The sequence below is a fragment of the Brooklawnia sp. genome (genome assembly GCF_049651565.1).
Lineage (GTDB): Bacteria > Actinomycetota > Actinomycetes > Propionibacteriales > Propionibacteriaceae > Brooklawnia.
This window is the reverse complement of sequence record NZ_JBASCI010000072.1, coordinates 1-20,379: the sequence shown is the minus strand read 5'-3', so window position 1 is coordinate 20,379 and position 20,379 is coordinate 1. Positions and strand designations below refer to the sequence as shown.

General features: G+C 68.0%; 15 protein-coding genes. 8 read left to right on the top strand and 7 right to left on the bottom strand.

The window, feature by feature from the left end; translation table 11 throughout:
* Nucleotides 1-41 precede the first annotated feature (41 nt).
* Both pepN and WBL05_RS03460 read left to right on the top strand, forming a co-directional pair.
* On the top strand, nt 42-2,651 hold the full coding sequence (gene pepN, locus WBL05_RS03465) for an aminopeptidase N (RefSeq protein ID WP_424223757.1): 2,610 nt from the start codon (nt 42-44) through the stop codon (nt 2,649-2,651).
* On the top strand, nt 2,648-3,910 hold the full coding sequence (locus WBL05_RS03460; RefSeq protein ID WP_424223755.1) for a dihydroorotase: 1,263 nt from the start codon (nt 2,648-2,650) through the stop codon (nt 3,908-3,910). Before pepN ends, WBL05_RS03460 begins: the two co-directional genes overlap by 4 nt.
* A 29-nt stretch (nt 3,911-3,939) precedes the next feature.
* Here the strand turns inward: WBL05_RS03460 and WBL05_RS03455 are convergent, their stop codons facing one another.
* Together WBL05_RS03455 and uxaC are read right to left on the bottom strand one after the other, a co-directional pair.
* Nucleotides 3,940-5,334 carry a mannitol dehydrogenase family protein gene (locus WBL05_RS03455; protein ID WP_424223754.1) on the bottom strand — a complete coding sequence of 465 codons (1,395 nt, stop codon included), beginning with the start codon at nt 5,332-5,334 and terminating at the stop codon, nt 3,940-3,942.
* On the bottom strand, nt 5,331-6,749 hold the full coding sequence (gene uxaC, locus WBL05_RS03450) for a glucuronate isomerase (RefSeq protein ID WP_424223753.1): 1,419 nt from the start codon (nt 6,747-6,749) through the stop codon (nt 5,331-5,333). The genes WBL05_RS03455 and uxaC overlap by 4 nt, the downstream gene beginning before the upstream one ends.
* Before the next feature lie 161 nt (nt 6,750-6,910).
* Between uxaC and WBL05_RS03445 the strand changes: the two genes are divergently transcribed.
* Nucleotides 6,911-8,182 carry a lactate racemase domain-containing protein gene (locus WBL05_RS03445; RefSeq protein ID WP_424223752.1) on the top strand — a complete coding sequence of 424 codons (1,272 nt, stop codon included), beginning with the start codon at nt 6,911-6,913 and terminating at the stop codon, nt 8,180-8,182.
* Between the two features lie 21 nt (nt 8,183-8,203).
* On the opposite strand, the gene WBL05_RS03440 is transcribed toward WBL05_RS03445, so the two are convergent.
* Nucleotides 8,204-9,223, bottom strand: a complete 1,020-nt coding sequence (locus WBL05_RS03440) for a LacI family DNA-binding transcriptional regulator (protein WP_424223750.1) — start codon at nt 9,221-9,223, stop codon at nt 8,204-8,206.
* Nucleotides 9,224-9,504: 281 nt separating this feature from the next.
* Between WBL05_RS03440 and gndA the strand changes: the two genes are divergently transcribed.
* Nucleotides 9,505-10,947 carry an NADP-dependent phosphogluconate dehydrogenase gene (gndA, locus tag WBL05_RS03435; protein ID WP_424223748.1) on the top strand — a complete coding sequence of 481 codons (1,443 nt, stop codon included), beginning with the start codon at nt 9,505-9,507 and terminating at the stop codon, nt 10,945-10,947.
* Between the two features lie 55 nt (nt 10,948-11,002).
* On the opposite strand, the gene WBL05_RS03430 is transcribed toward gndA, so the two are convergent.
* Nucleotides 11,003-11,956 (bottom strand): sugar-binding transcriptional regulator, encoded by a 954-nt coding sequence (locus WBL05_RS03430; RefSeq protein ID WP_424223746.1) that lies wholly within the window; start codon nt 11,954-11,956, stop codon nt 11,003-11,005.
* Between the two features lie 255 nt (nt 11,957-12,211).
* On the opposite strand from WBL05_RS03430, the gene WBL05_RS03425 reads away from it, so the two are divergent.
* Both WBL05_RS03425 and glpK read left to right on the top strand, forming a co-directional pair.
* Nucleotides 12,212-12,973 carry an MIP/aquaporin family protein gene (locus WBL05_RS03425; protein ID WP_424223745.1) on the top strand — a complete coding sequence of 254 codons (762 nt, stop codon included), beginning with the start codon at nt 12,212-12,214 and terminating at the stop codon, nt 12,971-12,973.
* 115 nt (nt 12,974-13,088) lie between these two features.
* A complete protein-coding gene (gene glpK, locus WBL05_RS03420) occupies nt 13,089-14,609 on the top strand; it encodes a glycerol kinase GlpK (protein WP_424223744.1) in 1,521 nt (506 codons plus the stop codon).
* A 194-nt stretch (nt 14,610-14,803) separates the two neighbouring features.
* Here glpK and WBL05_RS03415 read toward each other — a convergent pair whose 3' ends face one another.
* The 3 genes from WBL05_RS03415 to WBL05_RS03405 are packed head-to-tail and all read right to left on the bottom strand — an operon-like array spanning nt 14,804 to nt 18,756.
* A complete protein-coding gene (locus tag WBL05_RS03415) occupies nt 14,804-16,012 on the bottom strand; it encodes a PQQ-dependent sugar dehydrogenase (protein WP_424223742.1) in 1,209 nt (402 codons plus the stop codon).
* Nucleotides 16,013-16,033: 21 nt separating this feature from the next.
* Nucleotides 16,034-16,891: an acyl-CoA thioesterase gene (locus WBL05_RS03410; RefSeq protein ID WP_424223740.1), complete on the bottom strand. Its 858-nt coding sequence runs from the start codon at nt 16,889-16,891 to the stop codon at nt 16,034-16,036.
* Entirely contained in the window at nt 16,888-18,756 is a 1,869-nt protein-coding gene (locus WBL05_RS03405; RefSeq protein ID WP_424223739.1) for an AMP-dependent synthetase/ligase, read from the bottom strand. The genes WBL05_RS03410 and WBL05_RS03405 overlap by 4 nt, the downstream gene beginning before the upstream one ends.
* Nucleotides 18,757-18,844: 88 nt before the next feature.
* Between WBL05_RS03405 and WBL05_RS03400 the strand changes: the two genes are divergently transcribed.
* Nucleotides 18,845-19,309: a MarR family winged helix-turn-helix transcriptional regulator gene (locus WBL05_RS03400; RefSeq protein ID WP_424223737.1), complete on the top strand. Its 465-nt coding sequence runs from the start codon at nt 18,845-18,847 to the stop codon at nt 19,307-19,309.
* 17 nt (nt 19,310-19,326) lie between these two features.
* Nucleotides 19,327-20,379: FAD-binding oxidoreductase (locus WBL05_RS03395; RefSeq protein ID WP_424223778.1), on the top strand; the 1,053-nt coding region annotated here is incomplete at its 3' end.

Below are 20,379 nucleotides of genomic sequence, written 5' to 3'. Positions count from 1 at the left end.
CCGCACCGCTCTGCGTGGCTGAGCGAACCCTTGGAGACCCGATGAGCAAACCGGTGAACATCACCCGAGCCGAAGCGCAGCAGCGCTCCCAGATGATCCAGACGCACGCCTACCGCGTGAGCGTCGACCTCACTGGGCGCGGGCTGGACGACGAACCGCTCGACGATCCGACCAGCAACTTCATCTCCACCTCGACAGTGAACTTCGACAGCGGAGCCGGCCGCAGCTGGCTCGACCTGATCGCCGATGAACTGCTGGACGCCTGGCTGGACGGCGTCCAGCTGGACCCGGCCGCACATGACGGAACCCGGCTGGCCTTGGACCTGACCGAGGGTGACCACCAACTCACCGTCACCGCGCTGTGCCGCTACTCCCGCACCGGCGAAGGGCTTCACAGGTTCGTCGACCCCGCCGACGACCGGGTCTACCTGTACACCCAGTTCGAGACCGCGGACGCCCGGCGCATGTACGGCTGCTTCGAGCAGCCCGACCTGAAGGGCACATTCCAGCTCACCGTCAACGCACCGGAGCACTGGAAGGTCTACTCCAACTCCGCCCAACCAACCCCGCAGCCGATCGGGGACGGATTCGCGCGCTGGGAGTTCATGGCCACTCCCCCGATCTCGACCTACATCACGGCCCTGGTCGCCGGGCAGTTCCACGTCGAGCCGGGCACCATCACCTCGATCAAGGGCGAACTGCCCGCTGACTTCGTCTGCCGCGAGTCGATGGCGCCCTACCTCGAACACGAGCAGATGCGCACCACCACCCAGCGCGGCTTCCAGGTCTACGAGGAGGCGTTCGGCCGGGCCTACCCGTTCGACTCCTACGACCAGCTCTTCCTGCCCGAGTACAACGCCGGCGCGATGGAGAACGCCGGCTGCGTCACCTTCCGGGACGAGTACCTGTTCCGTTCCCGTATCACCCAGGAGGCGTACGCCAAGCGGGACAACACGATCCTGCACGAGCTGGCCCACATGTGGTTCGGCGACCTGGTCACCATGCGTTGGTGGGACGACCTCTGGCTCAACGAGAGCTTCGCCGAGTGGTCGGCGTCCTACTGCCAGACCGAGATTGCGCGACGCCACGGCGGGCAGGACGCCTGGCTGACCTTCGCGAACGCCCGCAAGCTGTGGGCGTACCGGGTCGACCAGATGCCCACCACGCACCCGATCGCCGCCGACATGATCGACCTGGAGACCGTGGACCAGAACTTCGACGGCATCACCTACGCCAAGGGCTCCTCGGTTCTGAAGCAGCTGGTCGCCTACGTCGGCGAGCCGGAGTTCCTCGCCGGCGTCCGCGACTACCTGGCAGCGCACGAGTGGGGCAACTCCACCTTCGCCGACCTGCTCGGCGCGCTCGAGAAAGCCAGCGGCCGCGACCTGTCGGAGTTCTCCACCCAGTGGCTGGAGACCACCGGGGTGAACCTGGTCCGTCCCGACTTCGACATCGACGACGAGGGCAGCTACGCCCGCTTCGACGTCCTGCAGAGCGCAGCGCCGGAGCACCCGACGTTGCGCACCCACCGGCTGGCGATCGGGCTGTACGACCTGGGACCCGACGGCCTGACCCGCCGCGACAGCGTGGAGGTCGACATCAGCGGCGAACGCACCACGGTGGCGGCAATGGTGGGCGTGCCCAGGGCCGACCTGGTACTGCTCAACGACCGCGACCTCGGCTACGTCAAGGTACGAATGGACGCCGAATCGCGCCGGGTGGCCACCGAGCACCTGGCCGAGCTGGCCGATCCGCTGGCCCGGGCAGTGGTGTGGACCAGCGTCTGGGACCAGTGGCGCGACGCCGAACTGACCTCGCAGGACTACCTCACCCTGGTGATCAACGGCCTGCCCGGTGAGGACGACGCCACCGCCATGATCAACCAGCTCCGGCAGGCGCACCTGGCCGTCACCGGCTACGCGGCCCCCGAGCAGCGCAGCACGCAGCGGGCCCGGCTGGTGGTCGCGCTGGCCGAGCTGCTCAAGGTCGCCGAGCCGGGCTCCGACCGCCAGGTCGCGGTCGCCGACGCGGTGATCTCGGCGGTCGACTCGCCGGCCGGTGCCGAGCTGCTGGCCGGCTGGCTGGTGGGCGAGGAGGTGCCGCCCGGCCTGCCGATCGACGCGGACCGGCGGTGGGCCATCATCACCACCTTGGCCAGGCTGGGACGCGTCGGGCTGCCCGAGATCGCCGAGGAGGAGCAGGCCGACAACACCATCTCCGGGGCCGAGGCCGCCGCGGGGGCCCGGTCGGCGCTGGCGAGCCCGCAGACCAAGGCCGAGGCGTGGCGGCTGGCCACTGAGCAGGCGGACATCCCCAACGGCACCCACCTGGCCATCGCCGGCAACTTCTGGAAGTACGGTCAGGAGGAGATCCTCGCGCCCTATCGCGACGCCTACCTGGAGCTGTGTGAGCAGATCGCCACCTCCTCCGGGTCGTGGGCGCAGCGCGGCCACGTGGCGCGCCAAACAGCCCTGACCCACCTGTGGCCGACCCCGCTGGCCGACGACGAATGGCTGGATGGGGTGGGCGACTGGATGGCAGGTCGTGACCTGCCCGAGCAGGTGCGCCGCGTCCTGACCGAGTCGCAGGACGCCTCCCGGCGGGCCTTGCGCGTGCAGCGGTTCAGTGCGGACGCGCCGGCCGAACCGTGACCGCCTACACCATCCGCGGCGCCCGGGCCGCCGACGGGGAACCGGTCGACCTGTTCGTCTGCAACGATGTGCTGGTCGACGAGCCCGCCCCGAACGCGGAACTGGTCGAGGCGGACGGGCTGCTGGTCCTGCCCGGGCTGGTTGACCTGCACACCCACCTGCGCGAGCCGGGCCTCGAGGATTCCGAGACCGTCGCCTCGGGCACCGCCTGCGCAGCCCGGGGCGGCTACACCGCCGTGTTCGCGATGGCCAACACCGACCCGGTGACCGACTCCCCCGAGCGCGCCCGGCACATCGCCGAACTCGGCCGGCAGGCCAACAACGCGGAGGTCTTCCCGGTCGGCTCGATCACCGTCGGGCTGGTCGGTGAGCAACTGTCCCCGATCGCCGAGATGGCCGCCGCCGGGGTGCGGCTGTTCAGCGACGACGGCAGGTGCCTGATGGACTCGGCGCTGATGCGGCAGGCCCTCGAGTTGGCCGCCGAGACCGACACCGTGATCGCCCAGCACAGTCAGGACCACCTGCTGGCCGGCCCGGACGCCTGCGTGGACGAGCGCTCGGTCGCCGGCCGGCTCGGCCTGACCGGGTGGCCCTGGGTGGCGGAGTCCACGATCATCGCCCGTGACGTCCAACTGTCCGAGCTGACCGGCGGCCGGCTGCACATCTGCCACATCACCACCGCCGAGAGCGTCGACGTGGTGCGCTGGGCGAAGGCGCGCGGGGTACCGGTGAGCGCCGAGGTCACCCCGCACCACCTGCTGCTCGACTCCTCACTGCTGTCGGGGCTGGACACCACCTTCAAGGTGAACCCACCGCTGCGGGGTGCCGGCGACATCGAGGCCCTGCGGGCGGGCCTGGCCGACGGCACCATCGACATCGTCGGCACCGACCACGCCCCGCACGCGGCGGCCGCCAAGCGGGCCGCCTTCCCGGCCGCCAAGCCGGGCATGCTGGGCCTGGAACAAGCGCTGGCCTCGGTGATCGAGACCATGGTGAACACCGGACGGATGAACTGGTCCGACGTCGTGCGGGTGATGAGCACAGTGCCGGCGCAGATCGGCCGGGCAGGCGGTCACGGCCGACCGCTGCGTCCCGGCCAGCCCGCGAACCTGGTACTGGTCGACCCCGACCGCCGAAGCATGGTCGATCGGGAGCGCAGCGCGTCGGCGTCCCGCAACAACCCCTACCACGGGATGGACCTGCCCGACCCGATCGAGGCGACCATGTGGGCCGGGCGCTGGACCTACCGCCGCACCTGACCGCCCACGGATCAGACCGCAAAAATCGGTCAGCCGCGCATCGCCAGCATCTCCTCGGCCTGGGTCAGCACGGTCTCGGCGACCTTGTCGTCGTCGACCTGCAGGAAGGCCAGCACCGCCTGCACGGCCTGGGCCAGATCTCCGGCGTTCGCCTGCTCGACCACCTCGGTGGCGCCCTTGTCGTCCACCGGAGCGCCCACACCACGCAGGTGCAGCACCCAACCGGCGATCGCCCGGCAGGCGCCCTCGGCCACTCCGCCGCGCTCGCCGAAAGCCTTGACGTGCGGCACGATCCGGATCGGCAGCTTCTGGGTACCGTCCATCGCGATCCGGCCCAACTGGTCCTTCATCTGCGGGTTGTCGAAGCGCTCGATCAGGGCGTCCCGGTAGGCCTGCTTCTCCTCATCGAGCAGCGGCACCTGCTGCACCGCGTCGTCCCAGTAGGCGTTGACCCAGCCGCGGACCCGCTCGTCGTTGATCGCCTGGTAGACCGTCTCCAGCCCGAGCACCGGCCCGCAGTAGGCCATCAACGAGTGCGACCCGTTGAGCAGGTAGAGCTTGCGCATCTCGTGCGGACCGATGTCGTCGACGAACTTGGCACCCATGGTCTCCCACTGGGGGCGGTCGGTCCTGAATTCGCCAGCCAGCACCCACTCGGCGAACGGCTCGGTGACGACCAGGCCAGGATCCTCGATCCCGGTCAGCTCCGCCACCCGGGCGCGGTCCTCCTCGGTGGCCCGCGGGGTGATCCGGTCGACCATCGTGGTCACGAAGCCGACGTTGTCGTCGATCCACTCGACCAGCGTCGGATCGACGAAATCAGCCGCCTGCCGGATGATCCGCTCGGCCATCTCACCGTTGTCGGGGATGTTGTCGCACGGCACGAACGTGATCGGCCCGGCGTCGGCCTTGCGACGGGCAAGCAGGCCGCGGACGAACTTGGCCGGTCCGGTGAAGACCGCGACGTCGAGGTTGCCCTCCTTCAGCTTGTCGAGGTCGGCCACCAGGTCGGCGTTGTTCATGTCGAGGTCGCCGTTGGCGTCCCGGCAGTAACCCGCCTCGGTGATGGTGGAGGTCACGATGGCCACCTGCGGGTCGGCGAACAACCGCGTCCAGGACTCGATGTCGTGTGAGCGGAAGGACGCGCTGACCGCGCTGATCACCTCGACCCTGTCACCGTCCGGGTGCTGCACGTCGAGCTGGTAGAGGCCTTCCTGGGCGTCCAGCGCGTCGTCCCGTGGGGACTGCTTGGGCTCCAGGGTGGTGCGGCCGGGAAAGCCGGCGATGCCCCACTGGTCAGCGTTGGCTGCGTGCTCGGTGTACCACGCCTGGTGGGCGCGGGTGAAGTTGCCGGTGCCCAGGTGAATGATGCGCACCGGGGCCGCCGGGCGGCCGTGCTCGGCGCGATTCAGGATCTTGCTCACAGGTTGAACACCTTCTTCGGGTTGTCGACGACCAGCTTGATCGCCTGTTCGATGGCCTCGTCCTCGTCCAGGCGGTGGACGGCGACCAGGTTGGCCAGGTGCGCGGCATCGCAGCGGCGCATCATGTCGTGGCGGGCGGGGATCGAGCAGAACGCCCGGGTGTCGTCGATCATGCCCGAGATCCGGCTGAAGCCGGCCATCTCGGTCACCGACTGCTTGAACCGCATGATCGACTCGGGGGCGTCGATGAACCACCACGGCACGCCGATGTACAGCGAGCGGTAGAAGCCGGCCAACGGGGCGATCTCGCGGGAGAAGGTGTCCTCATCGAGGGTGAAGATGACCAGCTTGAGGTTGGGGTGGTTGCCGAACGCGTTCAGCATCGGACGCATCGCGCGGGTTACCTCGAGCGCGTAGGGGATGTCGCAACCGACATCGCTGCCGTACTCGGCGGCGGTCTGCGGATCGTGGTCACGGAGGACCGCCGGGTGCAGGGTCAAGGTGAGGCCGTCCTCGGTCGCCATCCGCACCTGGTCCATCATCAGGTGACGCCGCAGCGCGGTCGCCTCCTCTGCGTTGATCTCGCCGCGGCGGGCCTTGCCGTACAGCCGCTCGGCGGTGGCAGCGTCCAGATACTCGGAGAGCAGATCGGCGTGCGAGTGGTCGGTGCTGATGGCACCCTTCGACTTGAAGTACGCTCTCCGCTTCTCCATCGCCGCGGTGTAGCCGGCCAGGGTGGAGGTGTCCTCACCCGAGACCTCGCTGAGCCTGTCGACCAGTTCATTCCAGTCGGCGCGCGCCGGTTCGAGGTACTTGTCGGGACGGAAGGTGGGCGCGACCCGGTGCCTGGCGCTGAACTCGGCGTCGGCGGCGATCTTGTCGTGGTGGGCCAGGTCGTCGGCCGGGTCGTCGGTAGTGGCGATGAACGAGATGTTGAACTGGTCCATCAGCGCGCGCGGGCGATGGTTGTCGATCCAGCCCTGAAAGGTGTCGTAGATCTCGTCGGCGGTCTCTTCGCTGGGACGCTGGGTCACTCCGAAGACCCCGACCAACTGGTCGGTCATCCAGTAACGCATGGCGGTGCCGTTGTACACCGGCCAGTGCTTGCAGAAGGTGCGCCAGGCGTTGCGGTTGTCCTCCGCAGTCATGTCGGTGCGCGACACCGGGACGCCCAGGGTTGACAGATCGACGCCGTTGGCGTGCAACAGGCGGTTGATGTAGTGGTCCGGGGTCAGCAGGAGCCGGGTGGGGTTGTCGAAGGACTGGTCATCGGCGATCCAGACCGGTGGCACGTGACCGTGCGGCGAGATGATCGGCAGGTTCCGGGTTTCCGCATAGATCCGCTGCGCTATCGCCCGAACAGCCGCGTCCGGAGGAAAGAGGCGGTCATCGTGCAGGGTGAGTTCTTGAGCCATGGGCACATTCTTGTCCATCCTTCGCCGTTGTGGCGCGAGGTTGCCGCAATTGGCAACGCCACCGGCAGCGGGGGCGTCGAGCGTCCCACCTTGAAACCGGCAAGTTGGCCTAGACTGGAGGTCTCGCAGCGGAGCAACCCGCAAACCACCAGGAGAAGTCAATGTCCGTGCCAACCATCGGTGGCCCCGGCTACCACATCAGCGTCGAGGAGTTCGAGGGATTCGTCGCCGACGAGATCGGCAAGGTCCAACTCGAGGGCAAGAACCTGGTGCTGATCATTCCCGACGACACTCGCGGTTGCCCGATGCCGCGCATCCTCCGGGCGGTCTACAAGGCTGTCATCAACCGCGCGGCCAACGTGAAGGCCGTCATCGCGCTGGGCACCCATGAGTACATGGAGCCCGACGAGATCGCATTGTGGACCGCCGGCAGCCGGGACGCCGACCTCGCGGCCGAGTACCCGGGCATGCCGATCGTCAACCACCTGTGGAAGGACCACGACGCACTGGTCAACGTGGGCCACATCTCCGCCCAGCGGATCAGCGAGCTTTCCGGCGGCCGGCTGGAGAAGGGCACCGATGTGCTGATCAACAGGGAGGTCGTCGAAGCCGACGTCAAGATCATCGTCGGGCCTATCCTGCCGCACGAGGTGGTCGGCATCTCCGGCGGCAACAAGTACTTCATCCCCGGCTGCGCCGCCCACGAGCTGATCGACATGACCCACTGGGTGGGCGCGCTGATCACCTCGGCCGAGATGATCGGCACCCCTGGCATCACCCCGGTGCGGGCCATGATCAACGAGGGCGCCGCGCTGGTCCCCGGCGAGAAGTACTGCCTGGCATTCGTGGTCGAGGCCTACTCCGACGAGATCGAGGCGGCCTCCTTCGGCAGCCCCGAGGACGCCTGGGCCGAGCAGGCGAAGGTGACCGCCCAGACCCACATCGAGTACGTGGCAGAGCCGTTCCCCAACGTGATTGCCGAGATCCCGCTGCGCTACCACGACATCTGGACCGCTGCCAAGGGCTTCTACAAGGCCGAACCGGCAGTCGCCGACGGCGGCGAGGTCATCATCTACGCCCCGCACATCGACACCGTGGCCGAGGCTCACCCCGAGATCTACCAGATCGGTTACCACAGCCGCGACTACTACGTGAAGCAGTGGGACAAGTTCTCCGACGTGCCGTGGGGTGTGCTCGCCCACTCCACGCACGGCCGCGGCGCCGGCAGCTACGACGCCGAGACCGGCATCGAGACCAACCGGCTGAAGCTGACGTTCGCCACCGCCATCCCGAAGGAGGTCTGCGACTCCATCAACGTCGGCTACCGAGACCCCGCCACGATCCCGGCGCTCATGGAGGACCCCAACTTCCACGTCATCCGGGACGCCGGCGAGGTGCTGTTCCGGCTGGAGTCGGAGCGTCCCAGCCAGTAGCGGCCCAGCGGGTCGACGACGTCACCGCCGCGGCGCGGTCGTCGTCGACTCGCGGATGAGCAGCCGCATCGGCAGCACAGTGGGCTGGTCCGCTGTGGTATCCGGTTCCTGGTTGTTGACCAGGGCGATGACGCTGCGGGCGGCCCGCTCGCCGAGCAGGCTGAGGGGCGCAGCGACGGTGGTCAGCCCGGGGGTGACCAGTTCCGAGGCGAAGATGTTGTCGAACCCGACCACCGACAGCTCGCTGGGCACCCTGACGTTGGCCGCCTTGGCCGCCCGCATGATGCCGATGCTGATCAGGTCGTTGAAGCAGACCACCGCCGTCACCCGCTTCTCGCGGATCTGGGGCAGCGAGCCCGCCCCGCCGCGCACAGTCGGCGGGATCGGCCCGATCCGGTTCTCGATCAGGTCGAGCTCGTAGCAGCCCTCCCGGAACGCCCGCCACCGGGCACCCTCCGCCCAGGACGCCTGAGGCCCCGAGATGTAGGCGACCCGGCGGTGCCCCAGCTCTGCGAGGTGCTCCAGCGCCCGACGCATGCCACGGGCGTTGTCGGTGACCACACTGGGCAGCCCCGGCACCAGCCGGTTCAGCGACACCGTCGGGGTGGTCTTGGCGGCGCCGCGCAGCACCGCGTCCGAAAGCCTCGAGGCAGCCACGATCATGCCGTCCAGCAGGGGCATGGTGCGGTCGAACAGCCGCCGCTCCAGCTCCTCGCTCTCCTCTGAGTCGATCAGCATGATCGAGTAACCCTCGGCCACCGCCACGTGCTCGGCACCACGGATGATGCTGAAGAAGAACGGGTTGGTGATGTCGGTCAGCGCGATGCCCAGCAGCTTCGACTGCCGGAAGGCCTCGGCCCGGGCAACGGTCGGGGCACGGTAGCCGAGTTCGGCGGCCGCCTGCTGGATGCGGGCGGCGGTCTTGGCGCTGACCCGACCCGGTCGGGAGAACGCCCGCGAAACGGTAGACGGACTCACCCCAACCGCTGCGGCTACGTCGTAGATAGTCGCTGGCTTCGTGGGGGGAGTCGGTGGTTCCACGCCAGTCACTTTAACCGACCACCCGGCGGGCCGCCCGGCGACTTGAACACTGCCCACAAGGCCCTCCGATCGCCCCGGCATTCCGCAGACCCGGGCGACACGGGCGATCAGGCCGTAACCTTGTAGGCACTGGCCAGGCCGGCCCCCAAGTCAGAGCCGACAGGAGACAGTAATGCCTCGCCCCCAGACCGCGCGATCACCGAGTGAAGACAACTGCACCCAGCGACACAAGCCGAGCAACAACCGAGCAGCAGCTCAAACAGAAAACAAGGAGACAACCCATGTCGGAACAGAAGGCCAATATCGGCGTTGTTGGTATGGCGGTGATGGGCTCGAACCTGGCCCGTAACCTCGCCCGCAACGGCTACACCGTCGCGATCTTCAACCGCTCCTACGGCAAGACCGAGAAGGTGCTCGCCGACCATGGCCACGAGGGCAACTTCATCGGCAGCCAGACCGTCGAGGAGTTCGTCCAGTCGATCGAGCACCCGCGTTCGATCATCCTGATGGTCAAGGCGGGGGCGGCCACCGACGCCACCATCGCCGAACTGCTGCCCCACCTGGAGCCGGGCGACATCATCATGGACGGCGGCAACTCGTTCTTCCGCGACACCATCCGTCGCGAGAAGGAGATCGCCGAGAAGGGCTTCCACTTCGTCGGCACCGGTATCTCCGGTGGCGAGTACGGCGCGCTGACCGGCCCGTCCATCATGCCCGGCGGCACCCCCGAGAGTTACCAGATCCTCGGCCCGATGCTCGAGGCCATCTCCGCCCATGTCGGCGACGAGCCGTGCTGCGCATGGATGGGCCCCAACGGTGCCGGCCACTTCGTGAAGATGATCCACAACGGCATCGAGTACTCCGACATGCAGGTCATCGGTGAGGCCTACGAACTGCTCAAGGCCGCCGGCATCGGCTCCGACGAGGCGGCCGCGATCTTCGCCGAGTGGAACAGGGGTGAGCTGGAGAGCTACCTGATCGAGATCACTGCCGACCTGCTGGCCCAGAAGGACCCGACCACCGGCGCACCGCTGGTCGACGTCATCAAGGACCGGGCCGGCATGAAGGGCACCGGCACCTGGACCGTGATGACCGCCCTCGAGCTGGGTGTGCCGGTCAACGGCATTGCCGAGTCGGTCTTCGCCCGTGCACTTTCGAGCCACGACGAGCTGCGGGCCGCGGCCGGCAACCTGTCCGGTCCCGACCGCACCCTCGAGGTGCCCGACAAGGATGCCTTCATCGAGGACGTGCGGCAGGCGCTGTGGGCCTCGAAGGTCGTCGCCTATTCGCAGGGCTTCGACGAGATCCGCACCGGTGGCGTCGAGTTCGGCTGGAACATCAACGTGGCCGACTGCGCGAAGATCTGGCGCGACGGCTGCATCATCCGGGCCAGGCTGCTCGAGAACATCCGCCAGGAGTACTCAGCCGACCCCGACCTGGTGTCGCTGATGGCCGCCCCGTCTATCGCCCCCAAGCTCGCCGAGTACAACGACGCCTGGCGTCGCGTGGTCGCTGCTGCCGCCCAGGCCGGCGTCCCCGCCCCGGTGTTCGCCAGCTCGCTGGCCTACTACGACATGGCGCGCGCCCCGCGGAACAACGCCGCCGTCACCCAGGGCCTGCGCGACTACTTCGGCTCGCACACATACGAGCGGGTCGACATGCCGGGGCACTACCACCTCGACTGGTCGGGCGACCGCTCCGAGTCGAAGACCTCGGACGACTGACACCTGACCGCCTGACCCGACCGGCCGGCTCCCGTCGCGGGGGCCGGTCGGTCAATCACATCAGCTCCAGCACGGTCCGGGCGGTCAGCTCGTCCACCACCAGGTCGGTGGCCACCTTTGCCCGCAACGCACCCAGCAGCGGCAACGCCTTGGCCTGGCCGGACGCCACGCAGATGCGCCTGGGGACCGTCTGCAGTTGGGCCGGGGTGATGCCGGAAGCCCTGGCGTTGAGCGGGATGTCGCGCCAGGAGCCGTCCTTGCGCAACAGCACCGTGCAGACGTCGCCGACGACCCGCTGTTCGGCTATCTGTTGCACGTCGGCCTCATCCAGGTAGCCGGAGGCGTAGACGTGCGACTTCAGCGGCCCCTCGAGGGCTCCCACCCCGAAGATCACCAGGTCGAGCCGGGCCTGCAGCCCCAGCACCCGGGTGACCATGCGTTCGCGCCACATGGCGTCCTTGGTCGATGCGTAGTCGAAGAAGGCCGGCACCGGGAAGTGCACCACCTGGCAGCCGAACGCGTCCGCCACCGTCGAGATGATCGCGACGACGTAGGGGATGCCGGAGGTGGAGTGGTTGGCACTGCCGTTGGTCTGCACCACGGTCGATCCCCGGGTCTCGTGCGGCACCAGGTGCTGCACGATTGCCGCCAGCGTCGTGCCCCAGGCCACCCCGATCAGCATGTCGTCACCGACCGCCTCGCTGAACAGTTGACCGGCGGTTCGGGCGACCCGGTCGAGCCGGGCGATCTCGGAGGTTCCGTCGCGCACGGGCACGACGTGGGCCCGCACACCGAACAGGTCCTCAAGCGCGCGACCGGCGCTGGACTGCGACCGTCCCGGCCGGTTCAAGGTGATCTGCACCAGACCCGACTCGCGGGCGTTCTTCAGCAGCCGCGAAACCGACGAGCGCGACATTCCCAGCTGTCGCGCAATCGATTCCATCGTTTCCCCATGGAGGTAATACATCGATGCGGCGTCAAATTGTAACCGGTCGCCGCTATCTGCCATAACACCGCCTTTCCCGGATTGATTACGTGTCACGAACACATTCCCAGTCGCGAACCGGGGCTCCTGCACGTTCGTCCATGACTCTAGTCCATCCGTTCACGGCATGGTGAGCTATAGCCGTCCGACCCGGAATGCCTTTCCGTGGCCGGCAGTTATCCAAGCAGTGCGCAGGGTTGCGTTCGGGTATCAGGAAGGCACTACGACAGCGATCCTGCGCCCAGGCTGGTGCAACGCACCAGAAAGTGAGCGTCTCTCGTGACACTAGCGACGATCTTCTTGTCGGAGGCGGTAGGTACCGCCATGCTGGTGCTGATGGGCTGTGGCTGTGTGGCAGCCAACTTGCTGCCCAAGAGCAAAGGCCAGGGCAGCGGCTTCCTCTTCGTGAACTGGGGCTGGGGTCTCGCCGTGTTCGCCGGCGTCCTGGTCTCCACCAATTCCGGCGCGCACATCAACCCCGCCGTCACCCTCGGAATCGCCGCCTCGGGTGCCGATCAGTATGTCCCGGGCATCCCGGTTGACTTCGCGTCGACGGCTGTCTACATCGGCGCCCAACTGGTCGGCGGCATCCTCGGCGCAATGCTGATGTACGTGGCCTACAAGCGGCAATTCGACCAGGATACTGATCCGTCGTTCAAGCTCGGTGTCTTCTCGACCGCTCCCGAGGTTCGCAGCCCGATCTGGAACGTCCTCACTGAGGTCATCGGCACCTTCGTGCTGGTCTTCGTGGTGCTGGCGGCCGGCAAGTACACTGGCGAGAACCCGACCCCGGCCGCCAACCTCGGCTGGCTCGGCGCCCTCGGCGTCGCCCTGTTGGTCGTCGGTATCGGTATCACCCTCGGTGGCCCGACCGGTTACGCCATCAACCCGGCCCGTGACCTGGGCCCCCGCATCGCGCACTTCCTGCTGCCGATCCCCGGCAAGCGCGACTCCGACTGGGGTTACTCCTGGATTCCGGTCGTCGGCCCGATCCTCGGTGGCCTGCTCGCCGGTGTGGCGTCCAACTTCCTGCTGGCCTGACGTCCCTGCTGCCGGGTTCGGCAAGCGGCCCGGCGGCAACCATTTCGCTCCAACTCGCTGGGCACCATCGGCGGTGCACAGCGCAATACAAACGACTGAGAGGTTGTAGAAACAGATGTCCGACAAGTACATCATGGCGGTTGACCAGGGCACGACCAGCACTCGCGCCATCATCTTCGACCATGGCGGCCAGATCGTCGCCACCGGCCAAATGGAGCACGAGCAGATCTTCCCCCGGGCTGGCTGGGTGGAGCACGACCCGATGGAGATCTGGAGCAACGTCCGCGAGGTGGTCGCCGAGGCCATGGCCAGAGCAGACCTGACGCCCGACTCCATCCACGCGGTGGGCGTCACCAACCAGCGGGAAACCACCGTCGTGTGGGACAAGAAGACCGGCGAGCCGGTCTACAACGCGATCGTCTGGCAGGACACCCGCACCGCCAAGATCGTCGAGGACCTCGGCGGCGAGATCGGCCAGGACCGCTACAAGGAGCGCGTTGGCCTGCCGTTGGCGACGTACTTCTCCGGCCCCAAGGTCAAGTGGATTCTGGACAACGTGGACGGCGTCCGGCAGCGTGCCGAGGCCGGCGACCTGTTGATGGGCAACATCGACACCTGGGTGATCTGGAACATGACCGGCGGCCCGGATGGCGGCGTCCACGTCACCGACGTGACCAACGCCTCCCGCACCATGCTGATGGATCTCAAGTCGCTTTCCTGGGACTCCGAGATCTGTGCCGACATGACGATCCCGATGTCGATGCTGCCGCAGATCCGCTCGTCGGCGGAGGTTTACGGCGACGTCCGCCCGGCCGGTGTGCTGCCCGGCATCCCGATCGCCGGCATCCTGGGCGACCAGCAGGCAGCCACCTTCGGCCAGGCCTGCTTCGAGGTCGGCATGGCCAAGAACACCTACGGCACCGGCAACTTCATGCTGCTCAACACCGGCTCAGAGCCCGTGCCCAGCAAGAATGGCCTGCTCACCACGGTTTGCTACAAGATCGGTGACGCGGCTCCGGTCTACGCCCTCGAGGGCTCCATCGCGGTGACCGGCTCGCTGGTGCAGTGGCTGCGCGACAACCTCAAGATCATCGCCTCCGCGCCGGAGATCGAGGAACTCGCCAAGACGGTGGACGACAACGGCGGCGCCTACTTCGTCCCCGCGTTCTCCGGCCTGTTCGCTCCCTACTGGAAGTCGGACGCCCGGGGTGCCATCGTGGGCCTGACCCGTTACGTCAACCGCGGCCACATCGCCCGCGCGGTCCTGGAGGCCACCGCCTACCAGACCCGTGAGGTTCTGGACGCCATGGAGGCCGACGCCGGCGTTCAGCTCACCGAACTCAAGGTCGACGGCGGCATGACCGCCAACGAGCTGCTCCTGCAGTTCCAGGCCGACGTGCTCGGGGTGGACGTGGTGCGTCCGATGGTCGCCGAGACCACCGCCCTGGGGGCCGCCTACGCCGCCGGCATCGCGACCGGCTACTGGCAGGGCGAGCAGGACGTCATCGACAACTGGGCGGAGGACAAGCGCTGGCAGCCCTCGATGGACTCCGAGGAGGTCGAGCGCCGGTACCGCAACTGGAAGAAGGCAGTCACCCGCACCTTCGACTGGGTCGACGAGGACGTCATCGAGTGACCGTCAGGGTCTGAACCACCTGGTTCGAACGGACGCCCGCGCAGCCGCCTGGTTGCGTGGGCGTTCCGCTGTCAGGCCTGGCTGTGCACTTTCCGTCCCTGTGTGGGGTCAATGCCCGCACTGAGCCCCGCAAGCGTGCACTTCCCGTCGACAAGGACCGATCGTGCCCACGCGCCCCTACTCCCCGCCCGCGATCAGGGCGGGGTGAGCTGCAGCAGCCGGCCGTCGCCCGCATCGGTCAGCAGCCAGATGGAGCCGTCCGGACCCTGCTCGACCTCCCGGATGCGCTGCCCCATCTCCCACAGGTCGCCCTCGGACGCGTCGGTGCCGGTGATGTCGGCCCGGATCAGCGCCTCACCCGACAGCGCGCCGAGGAAGGCGTCCCCCTGCCAGTACGGGAACAGTTCGCCGGTGTAGATCATCAGGCTGCCCGGCGACACGCTGGGTGTCCACCACAGCTTGGGCGCCTCGAAGCCGTCACCCGGCTGGTGGTCGGGTATCGGGCGGCCGTCGTAGTGCGAGCCCATGGACGCCTCCGGCCAGCCGTAGTTGCGGCCCTGAATGATCACGTTCAGTTCGTCACCACCCTGCGGCCCCATCTCGGACGACCACAGGTTGCCGTCGGCGTCGAAGGCCAGCCCGAGCGGGTTGCGGTGGCCCAGCGTCCAGTGCTCGGCGGTGTCGTCGACCAGGTCGAACCGGATGATCTTGCCCAGGTCGCTGTTCGGGTCCTGGGTGGGCTTCATCTTCTGCCGGTCGCCCGAGCTGATGAACAGGTACTGCCCGTCCGGGCTGAACGCCAGCCGCTGCGAGAAGTGGCCGCGGCCGTCCACCTTCGGCTCCTGTCGCCAGATCTCCTCCAACCCGACCAGGCTGGCGGTGCTGCCGTTCACCTCAAGCCTCGCCCGAGCCACTGCGGCTCCCGCCCCACCGTCACCGGGCTGCGACCAACTGAGGTAGACCAGTTGGTCTTCCTCGAAGCTAGGCGCGGGCACCAGGTCACCGAGCCCGCCCTGGCCGGCGTGGAAGATTTCCGGAGCGCCGGTGACCTCGATGCGTTCACCACTGGCCTGGTCGCGCAACCAGATCCGTCCGCTGCGTTCGGTGATGACCAGCCAGTCGGTGCCGGGCAGGAAGCTGAGCGCCCACGGCTCGTCGAAGCGGTCGTGCTCGGTGACCATGAATGGACGCCCGTCCGGGCCGATCGGCGGGGCCGGTTCCGGATCCGGATCGGTCTGGGGTGCGGATCCGGTCTCGGGCGGTGCGCTGGAGGAGGTCTGGCTGGTTCGGGTGGCCGTGCTGCCCGGGCTGGCCGGGCTGTCGGGGCTCGGGCCATTGCCGGCGCCCGTGCCGCAGCCCGCCAACAGCAGCGTCACCGCGACAGCAATCCATTTGCGTGCCATGTACCGACGGTACCTGAGCGGCTAGATGATCTGGCTGGTCAGAGCCTCTCGGGCCGAATCGGGCAGCGGACGCTTGCGCCCCTCGGCGTCCGCGCACACCATGATCGCGCGAGCGTTGGCGAAGACCGTCCCGTCGTCCGGGTCGTCGATCTCGGTAGCCAGCACCACCGACGTCCGACCCACCTTCACCGGGGCGGTGAGAACGCGGTACGGCGCCAGCCGGAACTCCATCTGGTTCAGGTAGTTGATGTCCTGCCGCGCGATCAGCCATTGGACGGCGCTCGGCTGGCGTCCCATCCCTACCCTTGCCATCGTCGGGTCGGCCCGGGCAGTCATGTCGACCCGCCCGGCGAGCACGAAGTCGAGGAAGCGGACGTTGTTGACGTGGCCGTACCGGTCGGGGTCGGACCACCTGGTGAACAGCTCGTACGCACTGCCGCGGCCGGCCAGCGCGGGCGCCTCAATGTCATCCAGCGGGGTGACAGCGTGCCGGTACTCTGACAGGAACTTCCGTTCGACCCGCTTGAGCCGGCGGGGCCGTTGCCGGTCGAAGTCGAACGGGCACAACACGGTGCGGGCCTCGACGCACAACTGGGCGTCCTGCAGCAGCCGGTAGGCGATGACGAACCTGGCCCCGCCCAGCTCGCTGATCGCCAACTCGACCAGCAACGGTTCATCGGAGTAGTGAATGGCCTGCCGGTAGGCGATCTGGTGACCGACCACCACGCAACCCTCGGCCAGCAGGCTGCGCCCCGGTCCGGTGTGCAGGAACTGCGCGCGGGCCTGCTGCAGGTAGTCGGCAACCATCACGTTGTTCACGTGACCCTGGGCGTCCAGGTCCGTCCACCGCAGTTGCACCGCGGTGGAGAAGGTGGTCACTTGCGCACCAGGTCGGACTGAGACTCGTCGGCGTACATCGCCTCGATCACGTCGGCGTAGGCGGAGTAGACCTCGGACCGACGAACCTTCAGGCTCGGGGTCAGGGTGCCCTCGGCCAGGGTCAGCTCGGAGTCGAGGATGGTGTAGCGCTTGATCTGCTCCCAGCGTTCCAGCCGGTCGTTGACCCGCCGCATGAACCGGTCGATCGACTGCTTGATCTCGGGCAGCTGGCTCAGTTCGGCGTAGTTGAGGTCAGCCTTGTCGCGGCGGTCGGCCCACCGCTGCAGTTGCACGGGATCGAGCGCCACCAGCGCGGTGACGTACTTGCGGTCGTCGCCGATCGCCACCACCTGGCTGACGTAGGGGATGTTGGCCATCACGGTGTTCTCGACCTTCTGCGGGGCGACGAACTTGCCGCTGGAGGTCTTGAACAGGTCCTTCTTGCGGTCGGTGATGGTCAGGTAGCCGTCGGTGTCGAGGTTGCCGATGTCCCCGGTGTGGTACCAGCCGTCCACGAACGCCTCGCCGGTCTCGCCGGGCAGGTTGTGGTAGCCGCGGGCGATGGTGGGCCCCTTGAGCAGTACTTCGCCTTCCTCGGCGATCCGGGTCTCCAGCCCCGGGATCGCCGGGCCGACGGTGCCGAACCGCGGCTGGTCGGGCAGGTTCACGAACGAGATCGCCGAGGTCTCGGTGGCGCCGTAGCCCTCCACCAGGATGATGCCGGCGCTGTAGAACCACTCCTGCACCTGGTGCGACAGCTTTGCCGAGCCCGAGATCATGAGCCGCATCCGGCCACCGAGCCGCTCCTTCAGCTTGCTGAACACCAGCCGGTCGGCGATCCGGTACTGCATCGCCAGTCGCCGCGGCAACGGCCGGCCGGCCAACCGGTAGGGCCGCGAGTCGCGACCGACCTTGAACGCCCACCGCGAGATCCGCCCCTTCAGGCCGCCCTGCGGGTTCATGGTCAGCACCGCGGCACGGACCTTCTCGAAGATCCGCGGCACGCCGACCAGCACGGTCGGGTGGGTGGTGGCCAGCCCGTCAACGATGCGGTCGACCCGGCCGTCCACGACGGAGCGGAACCCCAGCGACAACTGCACCGCCAGCAGCGCACGACCGAAGACGTGGCTCAGCGGCAACCACAGGTACAGCACGTCGGTTGCGTACACGAAGTCGAGCACCCGCAGTGCCTGGGCCTCGTAGGTCCAGTTGCGGTGCAGCAGTTCGACACCCTTGGGACGCCCGGTGGTGCCAGAGGTGTAGATGATCGTGGACAGCGACTCGGGCCCCAGGGTAGCGATCGCGTCGTCGACGCAGCTCGGGTGCTCCGACAGGTACTGCGAGCCGCGGCGCAACAACTCGTCCCAGGTCAGCACCCGGTCGTCGACCTCGGCGTCGACGGGGCGATCGTCGTCGAACAGGATGATGTGGCGGACCTGGTCGGCAAGCTCGGTGAGCTCCACCACCTTGGCCAACTGCTCGTTGTTCTCGGCGAAAATCATCACCGAGTTCGAGTCGCTGACGATGTGCAGCAGGTCTTCGGCGTGGGTGTTCGGGTAGACGGTGGTGGTCGCGCCGGCCGCGCAGGCAATGGCCAGGTCGGCGAGCACCCACTCAATCCTGGTGTTGCCGGCGATCGCGACCCGCTGCTCGGGCCGCAGTCCCAGCGAGATCAGACCGGCCGCAGCCTGATCGACCCGGGTCTGCACCTCGCCCCAACTGACATCGCGCCAGCCATCGCCGTCCGGGATGGTGAAGCCGATCCCGGCCGGGTCCTCCGCCACTCGACCCCGGAACAGGATCGGGTAGTTGGGCGCGCTATCGGCCAGGATTTGCTCGGCAGCCTGCTGTACGGTGGCGTTCATGCGCCGATTGTAGTGCGTTGCCACGCGGAGCGGCACGGCACCGTCACCCCTGCTTCATGATTCAACCAGTGCTGGCTAGACTCCCGATATGCCGCAGCAGGAACCCGAATGGCTGACACCGGAGCAGCAGGTGGTCTGGCGTGATGCGCTGGCGGCGGTGGCCTGGATCCGTGACGAGTTGAACGCCGACCTGCGTCCGTTCAACCTCGACCTGAACGAGTACGAGGTGCTGGTGGTGCTGTCCGAGGCGCCCGACCACAGCGTGCGGATGTCGCAGTTGGCGGAGGGATCGAACCAGTCCCGTTCGCGATTGACCCACACCGTGGGACGGATGGAGAAGGCCGGGCTGATCCGCCGCCACACTGCCCAGAGCGACCGGCGCGGAGTCATCGCCACCCTCACCGACGAGGGCATGGCGTTGCTGGAGCGGGCCGCCATCGACCACGTGGCGTCGGTGCGACGCGTCCTGGTCGATGTGGTCGACCCGGACGACTGGGAGGCGATGGGTCGGGCGTTGAAGTCGATCCTCGCCGTGGCAGACTCGGGACGGTGAAGACCTCGCAGGCGTCGGTGGGAGTAGTAGATCGGTTCAGCGCGCAGCTCAGCGATCCTTCCTGCCTGGACGCCTCGACCCTGGCCCGAGCCCTGTACTCAACCGACGCGTCCCTGTACCGGGTGGTCCCTGAGGTGGTGGCCACCCCGCGCGACACCGATGAGCTGATCGAGGTGGTCCGGGCCGCCCTGGCGGCCCGGTTGCCGATCACCGGACGCGGGGCCGGCACCTCGTGCGCCGGCAACGCGGTCGGACCGGGGCTGGTCATCGACACCTCACGGCACCTCAACCGGGTGTTGGCGGTGGACGTCGAGGCGGGCACCGCGACAGTTGAACCGGGATTGGTGCAGTCGATGCTGCAGCAGGCCGTCACCGGTCACGGCTGGCGCTACGGGCCCGACCCCTCGACGTCGAACCGGTGCACCATCGGCGGCATGATCGGCAACAACGCCTGTGGCCCCCGTGCCCTCGGGTACGGCCGCAGCGCCGACAACATCGTCGAACTCCAGATCATCACCGGCACCGGCGAACTGCTGACGCTGCGGCCGGGAGCCGGGGGCGGCGTCCTCGACCAGCTGCGTGACCTGGTGCGGGCGAATCTGGCGACCATCCGCACCGAGTTCGGGCGCTTCTCCCGTCAGGTCTCCGGCTACAGCCTGGAGCACCTGCTGCCCGAGCGCGGCTTCGACGTGGCCAGCTTCTTCGCCGGCACCGAGGGCACACTCGGCATCATCACCCGAGCGACGGTCAAGCTGGTGCGAGATGCCTCGCTCAAGACCACGGTGGCGCTGGGCTACCCGACGATGGCCGACGCGGCCGACGCGATGCCGAGGATCCTGCCGTTCCGACCGACCGCCTGCGAGGGCATGGACCGCCGACTGGCCGACGTGGTGGCTGAACGGATCGGACCGCACGCAGTCCCCGACCTGCCCGCAGGCGACGCCTGGCTGTTCATCGAGCTGGTCGGTGAGGACGCCGGCGAGATCGCCGACCGGGCGCAGCGGCTGGTGGCAGCGGCGGGCGCGACCGAGGGGCGGGTGGTGTCCGACATCGCCGAGGCTGCCCGGTTG